Source organism: Aeromonas sp. AE23HZ002T15, assembly GCF_054165525.2.
In genome coordinates, this window is sequence record NZ_CM201342.1 from 2970001 (window position 1) to 2983412 (window position 13412).

The window sequence follows — 13412 nt, forward strand, 5'->3', positions numbered from 1 at the left end:
GGAACGGTCCTGGAAAGGCCGGCGATACAGGGTGATAGCCCCGTACACGAAAACAACCTTGATGTGAAATCGAGTAGGGCGGGACACGTGACATCCTGTCTGAATATGGGGGGACCATCCTCCAAGGCTAAATACTCCTGACTGACCGATAGTGAACCAGTACCGTGAGGGAAAGGCGAAAAGAACCCCTGTGAGGGGAGTGAAATAGAACCTGAAACCGTGTACGTACAAGCAGTGGGAGCCCTTCGGGGTGACTGCGTACCTTTTGTATAATGGGTCAGCGACTTACATTTTGTAGCGAGGTTAACCGTATAGGGGAGCCGTAGGGAAACCGAGTCTTAACTGGGCGTCTAGTTGCAAGGTGTAGACCCGAAACCGGGTGATCTAGCCATGGGCAGGTTGAAGGTTGAGTAACATCAACTGGAGGACCGAACCCACTAACGTTGCAAAGTTAGGGGATGACCTGTGGCTGGGGGTGAAAGGCCAATCAAACTCGGAGATAGCTGGTTCTCCCCGAAAGCTATTTAGGTAGCGCCTCGGACGAATACTACTGGGGGTAGAGCACTGTTTGGGCTAGGGGGTCATCCCGACTTACCAACCCCATGCAAACTCCGAATACCAGTAAGTAATATCCGGGAGACACACGGCGGGTGCTAACGTCCGTCGTGAAGAGGGAAACAACCCAGACCGCCGGCTAAGGTCCCAAAGTTCTGGTTAAGTGGGAAACGATGTGGGAAGGCTCAGACAGCTAGGATGTTGGCTTAGAAGCAGCCATCATTTAAAGAAAGCGTAATAGCTCACTAGTCGAGTCGGCCTGCGCGGAAGATGTAACGGGGCTCAAACCAGGCACCGAAGCCGCGGATTCACGCTAAGCGTGAGTGGTAGGGGAGCGTTCTGTAAGTCTGCGAAGGTGTGTCGAGAGGCATGCTGGAGATATCAGAAGTGCGAATGCTGACGTAAGTAACGATAAAGGGGGTGAAAAGCCTCCTCGCCGGAAGACCAAGGGTTCCTGTCCAACGTTAATCGGGGCAGGGTGAGTCGACCCCTAAGGCGAGGCCGAAAGGCGTAGTCGATGGGAAGCAGGTTAATATTCCTGCACGACTTGTAATTGCGATGGGGGGACGGAGAAGGCTAGGTGGGCCAGGCGACGGTTGTCCTGGTGAAAGTGCGTAGGTGGTGTTTCTAGGCAAATCCGGAGACACAACACTGAGACACGAGACGAACGCACTACGGTGCGGAAGCCATTGATGCCCTGCTTCCAGGAAAAGCCTCTAAGCTTCAGATTACAAGTCATCGTACCCCAAACCGACACAGGTGGTCGGGTAGAGAATACCAAGGCGCTTGAGAGAACTCGGGTGAAGGAACTAGGCAAAATAGAACCGTAACTTCGGGAGAAGGTTCGCTCTTGATGGTGAAGTCCCTTGCGGATGGAGCTGTCGGGAGTCGCAGTGACCAGATGGCTGGGACTGTTTATCAAAAACACAGCACTCTGCAAACACGAAAGTGGACGTATAGGGTGTGACACCTGCCCGGTGCCGGAAGGTTAATTGATGGGGTTAGCGCAAGCGAAGCTCTTGATCGAAGCCCCGGTAAACGGCGGCCGTAACTATAACGGTCCTAAGGTAGCGAAATTCCTTGTCGGGTAAGTTCCGACCTGCACGAATGGTGTAACCATGGCCATGCTGTCTCCACCCGAGACTCAGTGAAATCGAATTCGCCGTGAAGATGCGGTGTACCCGCGGCTAGACGGAAAGACCCCGTGAACCTTTACTACAGCTTGGCACTGAACATTGAACCTACATGTGTAGGATAGGTGGGAGGCTTTGAAGCGATGACGCCAGTTGTCGTGGAGCCGTCCTTGAAATACCACCCTTGTATGTTTGATGTTCTAACGCAGGGCCCTGAATCGGGCTCGCGGACAGTGCCTGGTGGGTAGTTTGACTGGGGCGGTCTCCTCCCAAAGAGTAACGGAGGAGCACGAAGGTTGGCTAATCCTGGTCGGACATCAGGAGGTTAGTGCAATGGCATAAGCCAGCTTAACTGCGAGACGGACAGGTCGAGCAGGTACGAAAGTAGGTCATAGTGATCCGGTGGTTCTGAATGGAAGGGCCATCGCTCAACGGATAAAAGGTACTCCGGGGATAACAGGCTGATACCGCCCAAGAGTTCATATCGACGGCGGTGTTTGGCACCTCGATGTCGGCTCATCACATCCTGGGGCTGAAGTCGGTCCCAAGGGTATGGCTGTTCGCCATTTAAAGTGGTACGCGAGCTGGGTTCAGAACGTCGTGAGACAGTTCGGTCCCTATCTGCCGTGGGCGTTGGATGATTGAAGGGAGTTGCTCCTAGTACGAGAGGACCGGAGTGAACGAACCTCTGGTGTTCGGGTTGTCACGCCAGTGGCACTGCCCGGTAGCTAAGTTCGGAATCGATAACCGCTGAAAGCATCTAAGCGGGAAGCGAGCCCTGAGATGAGTCATCCCTGACCCCTTGAGGGTCCTAAAGGGCCGTTGGAGACCACAACGTTGATAGGTGGGGTGTGTAAGCGCGGCGACGTGTTGAGCTAACCCATACTAATTACCCGTGAGGCTTAACCATACAACACCCAAGAAGTGTTCTGAGACTTGTAACAAACCCCAAGAACTACTCAAAAATTCAGTGATAACGACAAGCCACGAGCAACATCGTTATTCACGTCAGCTTTCTGGATTAAGAATTTGCCTGGCGGCCATAGCGCCGTGGAACCACCTGATCCCATGCCGAACTCAGAAGTGAAACGCGGTAGCGCCGATGGTAGTGTGGCATTCGCCATGCGAGAGTAGGACACTGCCAGGCACCCAATTGAAGAAGCCCGCTCAGATGAGCGGGCTTTTTTATTGCCTGAAATTCTTATCGTAGATCTCATACCCATTCACGATTCCCACTTGGCGACATTGCCGATTTCTTTCTCACAACCGCACCGTGCTGGTCTGGATTGGGGTTGTATCTGCACCATAACTCGGTAGAGTAAGGGGCATTCAGGGCCACCCGTACCATGTCTTCATCTTCTCTCTGGTATGGTTCTACCCGACCCGTTTTCATTCACCTTCTGTTAGTGGTATCGATATGGAACAAGTAAACAAATCTACCTTCAACGATGTGTTGGAATATGTGCGTATGTCCCGTCGCCAGAACAAGCTCAAGCGCGAGATCGTCGATAACGAGAAGAAGATCCGTGACAACCAGAAGCGGGTGCTGCTGCTCGACAACCTGAGCGACTATATCAAGCCGGGGATGAGCATCGACGACGTGCAGGCCATCATCGCCAACATGCGTGCCGATTACGAAGAGCGCGTCGATGACCACATCATCAAGAATGCCGAGCTGTCCAAGGAGCGCAAAGAGCTGAGCACCAAGCTCAAAGGCATGAGCTCCAGCAAATAATATTGGTCTGATCTCACAAAACACCGGCTTTTGGCCGGTGTTTTGCTTCTGCGTATCAGCTCGGATCTCTCGGTGCACCGCAACAATCGACTCCCATTTTCATAATCGCCCTGTTAACATCCCTTCAAAGCGGTCAATAGTTTTCAAGCCCTTGACTTGAAACGACTAAGCTTGAATGAAATACAATAAATTGCGCAACCATGGTGGGGCTGATATGGGCGCATCAAAACAGACGGATTTGAAGACAGTGGCATCTCAGGATTCATCCGTACCGCATGCGGACGGGCAACACAAGCGAAAACGCCGTCCCTGGTGGCGTTGGCTGTTCTGTTTCATCTTCTTGCTCTGCCTGGCGGCGGTCATCGCTCTGGTTGGCTACGAGATGAAGACTTCCCGCCTGCAATCGCAGGAAATATCTCATTACGCCGCCAAGCTGACCTATCAGCTGGAGCCTGGTCCCAGCAAGCAGATCACCTTCCCGGATGATGGCCCCTTCGACAAACGGCTCGGCTATGTGCTGATGCCGATGATCCAGGAGCGCCTCATCCAGCGCGGTTATCAGGTGACCGAGCAGGTTCGTTTCTCTGACGCGCTCAACAACTACGCCAGTCACGGCTTCTTCGTGCCCTATACCGAGAAGGTGCAGGCCGGACTGACCCTGCACGACTGCCGTGCCGAGCCCTTCTATCAATACAAGTACCCGACCCACTACTACCCTGACTTCAACTCTATCCCTCCGCTGGTGATCCAGTCGTTGCTGTTCATCGAGAACCGGGATCTGCTGAGCAATGAGCAGCCCCTGGCCAACCCGGCGGTGGACTGGCCCCGCTTCGGCAAGGCGGCCCTGTCGCAAGTCGGCAAGGCGCTGGATATGCAGGATCAATCCGCCGGGGGCAGTACGCTGGCGACTCAAGTGGAGAAGTACCGCCACTCCCCGGATGGGTTGACCCTCTCCCCGACCGAGAAGATCCGCCAGATGGTCTCAGCTAGCGTCCGTGCCTACCGGCTGGGCCCTGAGACACTGGAGGCGCGTAAGCTGGTCGCCTGGGCCTATCTCAACTCGGTACCGCTTTCGGCGGCTCCTGGTTACGGCGAGGTTCATGGTCTGGGGGACGGTCTCTGGGTCTGGTTCGGTGCCAATGTGGATGAGGTCAATCGTCTGTTGGATCCCGAACGCAATCAGGATGCCACCCTGGCTGAGCAGGGGCAGGCCCTGCGTCAGGTCGTCTCCCTGATGATCGCTCACCGCCGTCCCTCCTACTACTTGGCACAGGGGCGGGAAGCGCTGTCGACCCTGACGGACAGTTACCTGCGTCTGTTTGTTCAGGAAGGGATGATCACGCCGGCGCTGATGGAGTCGGCGCTCAAGGCCAAACTGGGATTCCGTGACTTCCTGCAGGCACCGGCGATCACCCGGGTCAACAACAACAAGGGGCTGCAGGTAGCGCGTACCCGCCTCAGCCGCCAGCTCGGGGTGCAGCTCTACGATCTGGACCGCATGGATCTGACCGCAGATACCACCCTCAACATGCCGCTGCAAAACGAGATTTCCCGCTATCTGCAGCAACTGGCGGATCCCACCTTCGCGGCTCAGGTCGGTCTATTTGGTGAGCGTTTGCTCTCGCCGGAGAAGACGGGGGACGTGAAGTACAGCTTCACCCTGTTCGAGAAGACGCCGGAAGGGGTCAAGGTGCGGGTGCAGACCGACAACACGGATCAGCCGTTCGACATCAACGAGGGCAGCAAGCTGGAGCTGGGCTCCACCGCCAAGCTGCGGGTGTTGACCACCTATCTGGAGATCGTCACCGAACTGCACGACAGCTATGCGGAGATGCCGGCGGAGACCCTGCGCAAGATCGAAGTCTCCAACCAGGACAATATCAGCCGCTGGGCCATCGGTTATCTGATGACCGCCAGGGACAAGAGCCTGCCCGTGATGCTGGAGGCGGCGCTGGATCGCAAATACTCCGCCAGCCCCTATGAAGGCTTCTTCACCGGTGGTGGCATGCACACCTTCAACAACTTCCGCAAGGAGGACAACGGTCGCATTCCTCCCATCCGCGATGCCCTGCGTGAATCCATCAACCTGCCCTTCGTACGGCTGATGCGAGACATAGTGCGCTATAGCCTCTACAAGGAAGGCAACCGCGCCCAGTTGCTCAAGGATGACAAGGATCCACGCCGTACCGAGTACCTGGCCAGGTTCGCCGATAAGGAAGGGCAGACCTATTTGCTGCGCTTCTGGCGCAAGTATCAGGGCAAGACCCCGGATGAGCGGCTGGATACCTTCCTGGATGGTCTGAAGCCCAGCGCCGTGCGCCTCGCGGCCGTCCATCGCTATCTGATGCCGGAAGCCTCCCAGGCGGACTTCGCCGCCTTCCTGGCCACGCGGCTGCCACGGGAGAAGCTGACGGACAAGCGGATAGAACAGCTCTATACCAGCTATGGGCCGGGCAAGTATTCGCTGCCGGATCAGGGCTATATCGCGCGGGTTCACCCGCTGGAGCTGTGGCTGCTCTCCTACCTCAAGGAGTTCGACAAGGCGACCTTTGCCGATGCGGTCGCGGCCAGTCGCGACGAACGCCAGGAGGTCTACAGCTGGCTGTTCAAGACCCGCCATCGCAGCGCCCGGGATACCCGCATCCGTACCATGCTGGAGGTCGAGGCCTTCCTCGATATTCATCAGCGCTGGGCCAGGCTGGGTTATCCGTTCGATCACCTGGTGCCGTCCCTGGCTACCGCTCTCGGTAGCTCGGGCGACAGACCGGCGGCCCTGGCAGAGCTGATGGGGATCATCCAGAATGGCGGGCTGCGGGCCCCGACCCAGCGTATCGAGTACCTGTCGTTTGCCAAGGACACGCCCTTTGCGACCGTGTTCGAGCCGGCCAACGTGCAGGGCTCCCGGGTGATGGCGCCCGAGGTGGCGAATGCTCTGCGCAATGCGCTGTCGAAAGTGGTGGAAGGGGGCACGGCAAGGCGCATCGCCGGGGCCTTCGCCCTGCCGAATGGCACCATACTGCCGATGGGGGGCAAGACGGGGACCGGGGACAATCGGATAGAAACGGTGGGCCGCTATGGCAACGTGACCAGTTCCCTGGCACGCAACCGTACCGCGACCTTCGTGTTCTACATCGGCAACGATCACTTCGGCACCCTGACCGCCTATGTGCCGGGCAGCCAGTCCGACAAGTTCCGCTTCACCTCGGCTCTACCGGTGCAGGTGCTCAAGGGGATGGCGCCGCTGCTGATGCCCTATCTGCAGCCAGGGACCCATACCCAGTGCATGGCGGGCAGCTGATGCCTGTGTTCAGAAGATAAAAACGGGGCCATATTGGCCCCGTTTTTATCTATCGGCGACGACCCTGGGTCATCGCTGGTGAGTCATCACTCACAGCTGATCTTCGATCTCGCCGCGCAGATACTGGTACATCTCGCGGAAGGCCACCGGCGGCTTGTTCAGCTCCCGCTCCTTGTTGGCGGTGCGGATCAGCTGGCGCAGCTTCTGGCGATCCAGCTCGTGGAACTGGGCCATCAGCTCGTTGAGGGCACTGTCCCCTTCGCTGATTAGCCGCTCGCGCCACTGCTCCAGGCGGTGCAGGCGAGCATTCACGGTGGAGTGACGCATCTTGATGATGGAGAGCGCCTCGGCGATGGGCTCTATATCCCTGCTGCGCATCAGGCGGCCGATGAACTGCAGGTGGCGGCGGAAGGATTCATCCTTCTTGGGCTTGAGTTTGCGACCCAGTTCGACGGCTTCTGCCAGTTCTTCGTCCAGGGGGAGCTTTTCCAGCTCGCTGTGGCTCAGGGATACGATCTCTTCCCCCATCTTCTGCAGCGCTTCGGCATCGCGCTTGAGCTGACTCTTGCTGGGACCCCAATCGTCCAGTTCGTTGTCGTCTTGATACTGACTCATCGGTCTCTTGATTCCTGTCATTCACGTTGGTGGATATGTTACCAGCTTCTCCCGCTGGGCGCAGGGGTCTGATATGCTTAGCCCCTTTCCTTTCTTCATACAGATGTGAGTTATGGACCAGCTAGATCAAATTCGCCAGGATCAAGCCCACCTCGAGGCCGTGGTGGCCGAGGCACTGGAGATCGCCAAAGGGCTGGGTGCCGGGCTTGCCGAAGTATCTATCAGCAAGCAGACAGGTCTGTCGGTGAATACCCGGGGCTGCGAGCTGGAAAGCATCGAATTCAACAAGGATGGGGCGCTCGGCATCGCCGTCTATCGCGACGGCTGCAAGGGCTCCTCCTCCACCACGGATCTGGGCAAGGCCGCCATCCGTGCCGCCGTCGAGGCGGCGATGGAGATTGCCCGTCACACCTCCCCCGATGACTGTGCCGGCCTCGCCGATGCCGAGCTGCTGGCCTGGGACGCCCCGGATCTTCAGCTGTGCCATCCCACCTTGCTGGACCCGCAACAGGGCATCGAGTTGGCCATCGAGTGCGAGCGGCTGGCGCTGGGGCGGGATGCCCGCATCAAGCACTCCGACGGCGGCAGCTTCTCCAGCCACCTGGGGGTCAAGGTCTATGGCAACAGCCACGGCTTCGTCAAAGGCTATGCGGCGTCCCGCAACTCCTTGAGCTGTGTGTTGATCGGCGAGCAGGATGGGGACATGCAGCGGGACTATGGCTACTCCTCCAGCCGTACCCTGGAGGGGCTCTGGAGCCCCCAGCGCATCGCCGATGAGGCGGTGGAGCGTACCCTCTCCCGGCTCGGCGCCCGCAAGATCAGCACCCGCCAGGCACCCGTGCTGTTTCACCCCGATACCGCGGCCGGTCTCTGGGGCCACCTGGTGATGGCCATCAGCGGTGGCAACCTCTATCGCAAGTCGAGCTTCCTGCTGGACAAACTCGGTGAGCAGGTGTTGCCGCAGTGGCTCAACATCCAGGAGTTCCCGCATCTGCTGGGAGGCTTGGCCAGTACCCCGTTCGACGGGGAAGGGGTGCGTACCCGCGACATGGACATAGTCCGCGACGGCCGCCTGATGAGCTGGCTGCTCACCTCCTACTCGGCCCGCAAGCTGGGTCTGACCACCACGGGCCATGCCGGCGGCATCCACAACTGGCAGGTGTCGAACACGGGCCAGGACTTCCAGGGCATGCTCAGGGAGATGGGGACCGGTCTGCTGGTGACCGAGCTGATGGGGCAGGGGGTCAACATCGTCAACGGTGACTACTCCCGTGGCGCCGCCGGTTTCTGGGTGGAAAATGGTGAGATTGCCTATCCGGTGGAAGAGATCACCATTGCAGGTAATTTGAGCGACATGTTCCGCTCCATGGTCGCGGTGGGGACGGATGTGGATGAGCGATCCAGCCTCAGGACAGGTTCAGTGCTGATCGAGCAGATGAAGCTGGCAGGGCACTGAGCCGGGTCCAGTCAGTCTGGAACGATGAGATGAAAAAGGCCCCCTCACGTGAGGGGGCCTTTTCTATGGGTCGAGCTAGGGAGGGTCACTTACTCCTTGATGCGCTCGATGCGACCGCCCAGGCCTTGCAGCTTGTGCTCGATGTCTTCGTAGCCACGGTCGATGTGATAGATGCGCTCTACCATGGTCGTGCCTTCGGCGACGAAGCCGGCCAGCACCAGGCTGGCAGAGGCGCGCAGATCGGTGGCCATCACCTGGGCACCCTTGAGCTGCTCGGTATCACGGCAGATGGCGACATTGCCCTGCAGCTCGATGTCGGCGCCCATGCGTACCAGTTCCGGCACGTGCATGAAGCGGTTCTCGAAGATGGTCTCGGTGACCATGCCGGTGCCCTTGGCGACCGCGTTCAGCACGGTGAACTGGGCCTGCATGTCGGTGGGGAAGGCCGGGTAGGGAGCGGTCTTGATGGTAACCGGCTTGAGGGTACGGCCGGTCATGTCCAGACTGATCCAGTCCTCGCCCTTCTCGATCAGCGCGCCTGCCTCTTCCAGCTTGACCAGCACGGCCTCCAGCAGGGAGGGATCCGTCTTGCGGCAGGTGATCTTGCCACCGGTGACGGCGGCGCCCACCAGGAAGGTGCCGGTCTCGATGCGATCGGGCTGCACGCTGTAGCTGCCACCGTGCAGACGCTCGACCCCGTCGATGATCAGGGTGTCGGTGCCGGCACCCTGGATCTTGGCACCCAAGGCATTGAGGAAGTTGGCCAGATCCACGACTTCCGGTTCACGGGCGGCGTTCTCGATCACGGTGCGGCCATCCGCCAGGGTGGCGGCCATCATCAGGTTCTCGGTGCCGGTGACGGAGATCATGTCCATCAGGATGTGGGCACCCTTGAGGCGACCATCCACCCGGGCCTTGATGTAGCCATCCTCGATGGCGATCTTGGCGCCCATCAGCTCCAGGCCGTGGACGTGCAGGTTGACCGGACGGGCACCGATGGCGCAGCCACCGGGCAGGGAGACGTCGGCCGCCCCGAAGCGGGCCGCCAGCGGACCCAGTGCCAGGATGGAGGCGCGCATGGTCTTCACCAGCTCGTAGGGAGCGACGTGATTGTTCACGGCGCCGGTCAGCACGGTCACGTTGCCGTTGACCTTGGTGCTGGCACCCAGCATCTCCAGCAGCTTGAGGGTGGTGCCCACGTCTTTCAGGCGCGGCACGTTGGAGAGCTGGATCTCCTCATCACACAGCAGGGTGGCGAACAGGATCGGCAGGGCGGCGTTCTTGGCGCCGGAGATGGTCACTTCACCGGAGAGGGTGCAGGGGCCGGTGATCTTGAATTTGTCCATGTTTACTTCGTTACCAAATCAGGAGGGCAATAGGAATTTACGTTCGCGTTTCCATTCGGCATCGGTAAAGGCCTTGATGGAGAGAGCGTGGATGGCGTTGCTGGCGATCTTGTCCATCAGCGGGGCATAGATGGCCTGCTGTTTCTTGACCCGGCTCATGCCGTCAAACATGTCACCGACGGCGATCACCTGATAGTGACTACCGTCCCCTTTGACATGGACTTCGGACAATGGCAAGGCCTCGAGGAGTATCGCTTCAATTTCAGAGACTTGCATTATGCGTCCTCAGTTGTGAGCGGGGTTGATTGAAACAAGTTGGCCACCCCGTACAGGTTGGCCAAGGTAAAGAAATCGGCGGAGGCGCCCACCAGTGTCGGCGTGGCGCCCCGGGCCAGCACGGCCTTGGCCCATTTGACCAGGAGCGCCAGGCCGGCGGAGTCCAGGGTGGTGACCTCGCCGAGGGCTAGCTCATCCTCCTGCCACCACTCGGCGCGGCGCTGCCAGAGCGCGATCACCTGTGGGGCCTGCAGCTCGCCGCTCAGCGTCATGACTTGATGACCAGCGGTTTGGCGTTGTGCTCGCGCAGCTGGGCGATCACTGCGTCGATGCCGTTCTGGCGGATGAGGCCACCGAGCTCGTTCTGCTTGGCAGAGAGCAGGCTGATCCCTTCGGCCACCATGTCAAACGCCTTCCACTCGCCGGTCTTGTTGTTCTTGCGCAGCTTGAACTCGAGGAAAATGTCCGGCTTGCCCGCCTCGGTCACGCTGACGTTGACGGCGGTGATGTTGCTGTCACCCACGGCCTTGCCCGGCTGCACCTTGACGGTCTGCTTGTCGAAGTGGGCGAGGGCATCGGCGTAGGAGCTCACCATGTACTCGGTGAACACATCGACAAAGGCATCACGCTGGGCCGGGGTGGTCTCTTTGATCTGGTTGCCGAGCACCTTGTAGGCGGCGAAGCGGTTATCCACGTAGGGCAGCAGCTCCTCGCGGATGATGACCCTCAGGTGATCCGGGTTGCTCTTGACCTGCGCCTGATCGGCCTTGAGGCGGGCGAAGGTCTGCTTGGCGGCTTGATCCACCAGGGCATAGGGATCCGTGGCATTGGCGCCTGCGGCCTGAGTGGTCACGGAAAACAGCATGCTGGTCATCAGGCCCAGCAACAGGGCGATCTTCTTGAACATGGTTACTCCTTGCTTGCAGGCGGATTGGTGGCCGGAGACGACTGGCTGTAGAGGAACTTGCCAATCAGATCTTCCAGCACTATGGCTGATTTGGTGTCTGCGATCATGTCGCCATCCTTGAGCATGCTGGTGCCCATCTCCTCATCGCTGAAACCCGGCGCCAGGCCGATGTACTGCTCACCGAGCAGGCCTGAGGTCAGGATGGAGAGGGTGCTGGTATCGGCAAACTCACCGGCCTCTTTTTGCATCTGCAAGGAGACCACGGGGACCTGGGTCTTGGCGTCCAACGTGATGTCACTGACTCGGCCGACGACGACCCCGCCGACCTTGACCGGCGAGCGCACTTTCAGGCCGCCGATATTATCGAAATGGGCGCGCAGGGTATAGGTTTCTCCTTCCGGTTTGAAACTCAAACCCGCCACTTGCAGGGCCAATGCCAGAATGGCGGCGATGCCAGCCAGCATGAAGGCGCCAACCAGGAATTCTACTTTGCTGAACTTCATCTTTACCTTATCCAAACATGACTGCGGTGAGTATAAAATCCAGACCGAGCACGGCCAGGGATGAGTGGACCACGGTACGGGTGGTCGCCTGACTGATCCCGGCCGAGGTCGGCTTGGCATCATAGCCATTGAAAAGCGCAATCCAGGTGACGACCAGCGCGAAGATCACGCTCTTGATGGCCCCCTGCATGATGTCATCCTGCCAATCGACGGACGCCTGCATGGCGGACCAGAAGCTGCCCTCGTCCACCCCCAGCCAGTCGACACCGACCAGCTTGCCGCCGAAGATGCCGATCAGGCTGAACATGAAGGCCAGCAGCGGCATGCTGATGACCCCGGCCCAGAAGCGCGGTGCCACCACCCGGCGCAGGGGGTCCACCGCCATCATCTCCAGGCTGGAGAGCTGCTCGGTAGCCTTCATCAGACCTATCTCGGCGGTCAGCGCGGAGCCGGCCCGGCCGGCGAACAGCAGGGCGGTGACCACGGGGCCCAGCTCCCGCAACAGGGAGAGGGAGACCAGAGGCCCCAGGCTCTGCTCGGCCCCGAAATCCTTCAATACGTTATAGCCCTGCAAGGAGAGCACCATGCCGATGAAGAGGCCGGACACCAGTATGATGGCGACAGACTGTACCCCCACCACATAGAGCTGCTGGATCAGCAGGGGGAAGTGCTTGCGTGGCTGCGGGCGACCCGCCAGCGCATGAAACAGCATGATGGTGGCGCGACCGATGGCGTTGATGAAACGCACGCCGACCCGGCCCAACTTGCTTACTTGGCTTATCAACATCAGAGATCCTGTAGCAGTTCGCCTGCCGGAAAATGAAACGGAACAGGACCGTCAGGCAATCCACGCAGGAACTGCTCGACCTCGGGATTGCGCTCCTCGCGCAGCTCGGCCGGGGTGCCGTGCGCCACCACCTTGCGGTTGGCGATGATATAGGCGTAGTCGGCGATGCTCAGCACCTCCTTCACGTCGTGGGTGACGATGACGGAGGTGATGCCGAGGGCATCGTTCAGATCCTTGATGAGCTTGACCAGTACCGCCATGGTGATGGGATCCTGGCCCACGAAGGGTTCGTCATACATGATGAGATCCGGATCCAGCGCGATGGAGCGGGCCAGGGCGGCACGGCGCGCCATGCCGCCGGAGAGTTCCGAGGGCATCAGCCTGGCGGCGCCACGCAGCCCCACGGCCTGCAGCTTCATCATGACGATGGTGTGGATCAGCTCCTCCGGCAGGCCGGAGTGCTCCCGCAGCGGGAAGGCCACGTTGTCGAACACCGTCATGCCGGTGAACAGGGCGCCGCTTTGGAACAGCATGCTCATCCGCTTGCGCACCTCGTACAGGCGGGAGCGGGAGAGGGTGGGGATGTCTTCCCCGTCAAACAGGATATGACCAGATTCAGGCTTCAACTGGCCACCGATCAGCCGCAGCAAGGTGGTCTTGCCGATGCCACTCGGCCCCATGACGGCGGTGACCTTGCCACGGGGGATGGTCAGGTTGATCCCGTCATACAGCAGCCTGTCTCCGTGACTGAAGGTCAGGTCGGAGATGGTGATCAGGTCATTGTTCAAACAATTGTCCATC

11 protein-coding genes and 2 rRNA genes (1 of these 13 running past the window's edge) are annotated in these 13412 nt (G+C 59.4%); 5 read left to right on the forward strand and 8 right to left on the reverse strand.

The genetic code is table 11. From position 1 onward, the window contains the following. The 4 genes from ACT5M9_RS13805 to ACT5M9_RS13820 form a co-directional block, all read left to right on the forward strand. A 23S ribosomal RNA gene (locus ACT5M9_RS13805) occupies positions 1 to 2598 on the forward strand; it begins 291 nt to the left of the window's first position. Positions 2599 to 2720: 122 nt separating this feature from the next. Then, positions 2721 to 2835 (forward strand): 5S ribosomal RNA (gene rrf, locus ACT5M9_RS13810). A gap of 270 nt (positions 2836 to 3105) precedes the next feature. Further along, positions 3106 to 3423, forward strand: coding sequence for a PTS system regulator TmaR (gene tmaR, locus ACT5M9_RS13815; protein ID WP_050718773.1), 318 nt, complete (start codon positions 3106 to 3108; stop codon positions 3421 to 3423). A gap of 214 nt (positions 3424 to 3637) precedes the next feature. Continuing rightward, on the forward strand, positions 3638 to 6721 hold the full coding sequence (locus tag ACT5M9_RS13820) for a transglycosylase domain-containing protein (protein ID WP_457982054.1): 3084 nt from the start codon (positions 3638 to 3640) through the stop codon (positions 6719 to 6721). Positions 6722 to 6811: 90 nt separating this feature from the next. Here ACT5M9_RS13820 and yjgA read toward each other — a convergent pair whose 3' ends face one another. Continuing rightward, positions 6812 to 7336, reverse strand: coding sequence for a ribosome biogenesis factor YjgA (gene yjgA / locus ACT5M9_RS13825; RefSeq protein WP_438550826.1), 525 nt, complete (start codon positions 7334 to 7336; stop codon positions 6812 to 6814). 112 nt (positions 7337 to 7448) lie between these two features. On the opposite strand from yjgA, the gene pmbA reads away from it, so the two are divergent. After that, positions 7449 to 8792: a metalloprotease PmbA gene (pmbA, locus tag ACT5M9_RS13830; RefSeq protein WP_457982056.1), complete on the forward strand. Its 1344-nt coding sequence runs from the start codon at positions 7449 to 7451 to the stop codon at positions 8790 to 8792. 89 nt (positions 8793 to 8881) lie between these two features. On the opposite strand, the gene murA is transcribed toward pmbA, so the two are convergent. The 7 genes from murA to mlaF are packed head-to-tail and all read right to left on the reverse strand — an operon-like array spanning position 8882 to position 13411. Next, positions 8882 to 10138 (reverse strand): UDP-N-acetylglucosamine 1-carboxyvinyltransferase, encoded by a 1257-nt coding sequence (murA, locus tag ACT5M9_RS13835; RefSeq protein ID WP_457982058.1) that lies wholly within the window; start codon positions 10136 to 10138, stop codon positions 8882 to 8884. Between the two features lie 18 nt (positions 10139 to 10156). Beyond that, the gene (gene ibaG, locus ACT5M9_RS13840) at positions 10157 to 10414 is read right to left on the reverse strand and encodes a BolA family iron metabolism protein IbaG (RefSeq protein WP_005306001.1); all 258 of its coding nucleotides are present in this window, start codon (positions 10412 to 10414) and stop codon (positions 10157 to 10159) included. Continuing rightward, the gene (locus tag ACT5M9_RS13845) at positions 10414 to 10686 is read right to left on the reverse strand and encodes an STAS domain-containing protein (protein WP_438550823.1); all 273 of its coding nucleotides are present in this window, start codon (positions 10684 to 10686) and stop codon (positions 10414 to 10416) included. Before ACT5M9_RS13845 ends, ibaG begins: the two co-directional genes overlap by 1 nt. Further along, a complete protein-coding gene (gene mlaC, locus ACT5M9_RS13850; RefSeq protein WP_438550822.1) occupies positions 10683 to 11321 on the reverse strand; it encodes a phospholipid-binding protein MlaC in 639 nt (212 codons plus the stop codon). Before mlaC ends, ACT5M9_RS13845 begins: the two co-directional genes overlap by 4 nt. Before the next feature lie 2 nt (positions 11322 to 11323). Further along, positions 11324 to 11824 carry an outer membrane lipid asymmetry maintenance protein MlaD gene (gene mlaD, locus ACT5M9_RS13855; RefSeq protein WP_457982060.1) on the reverse strand — a complete coding sequence of 167 codons (501 nt, stop codon included), beginning with the start codon at positions 11822 to 11824 and terminating at the stop codon, positions 11324 to 11326. Between the two features lie 7 nt (positions 11825 to 11831). Further along, entirely contained in the window at positions 11832 to 12611 is a 780-nt protein-coding gene (mlaE, locus tag ACT5M9_RS13860; RefSeq protein ID WP_438550820.1) for a lipid asymmetry maintenance ABC transporter permease subunit MlaE, read from the reverse strand. Continuing rightward, positions 12611 to 13411 carry a phospholipid ABC transporter ATP-binding protein MlaF gene (gene mlaF / locus ACT5M9_RS13865; protein ID WP_438550819.1) on the reverse strand — a complete coding sequence of 267 codons (801 nt, stop codon included), beginning with the start codon at positions 13409 to 13411 and terminating at the stop codon, positions 12611 to 12613. Before mlaF ends, mlaE begins: the two co-directional genes overlap by 1 nt. Between the last annotated feature and the right edge of the window lies 1 nt (position 13412).

Coding starts and splice junctions, on each gene's coding strand:
- tmaR (WP_050718773.1), top strand. CDS start 3,106: ATGGAACAAGTAAACAAATCTACCTTCAACGATGTGTTGGAATATGTG.
- ACT5M9_RS13820 (WP_457982054.1), top strand. CDS start 3,638: ATGGGCGCATCAAAACAGACGGATTTGAAGACAGTGGCATCTCAGGAT.
- yjgA (WP_438550826.1), bottom strand. CDS start 7,336: ATGAGTCAGTATCAAGACGACAACGAACTGGACGATTGGGGTCCCAGC.
- pmbA (WP_457982056.1), top strand. CDS start 7,449: ATGGACCAGCTAGATCAAATTCGCCAGGATCAAGCCCACCTCGAGGCC.
- murA (WP_457982058.1), bottom strand. CDS start 10,138: ATGGACAAATTCAAGATCACCGGCCCCTGCACCCTCTCCGGTGAAGTG.
- ibaG (WP_005306001.1), bottom strand. CDS start 10,414: ATGCAAGTCTCTGAAATTGAAGCGATACTCCTCGAGGCCTTGCCATTG.
- ACT5M9_RS13845 (WP_438550823.1), bottom strand. CDS start 10,686: ATGACGCTGAGCGGCGAGCTGCAGGCCCCACAGGTGATCGCGCTCTGG.
- mlaC (WP_438550822.1), bottom strand. CDS start 11,321: ATGTTCAAGAAGATCGCCCTGTTGCTGGGCCTGATGACCAGCATGCTG.
- mlaD (WP_457982060.1), bottom strand. CDS start 11,824: ATGAAGTTCAGCAAAGTAGAATTCCTGGTTGGCGCCTTCATGCTGGCT.
- mlaE (WP_438550820.1), bottom strand. CDS start 12,611: ATGTTGATAAGCCAAGTAAGCAAGTTGGGCCGGGTCGGCGTGCGTTTC.
- mlaF (WP_438550819.1), bottom strand. CDS start 13,411: ATGGACAATTGTTTGAACAATGACCTGATCACCATCTCCGACCTGACC.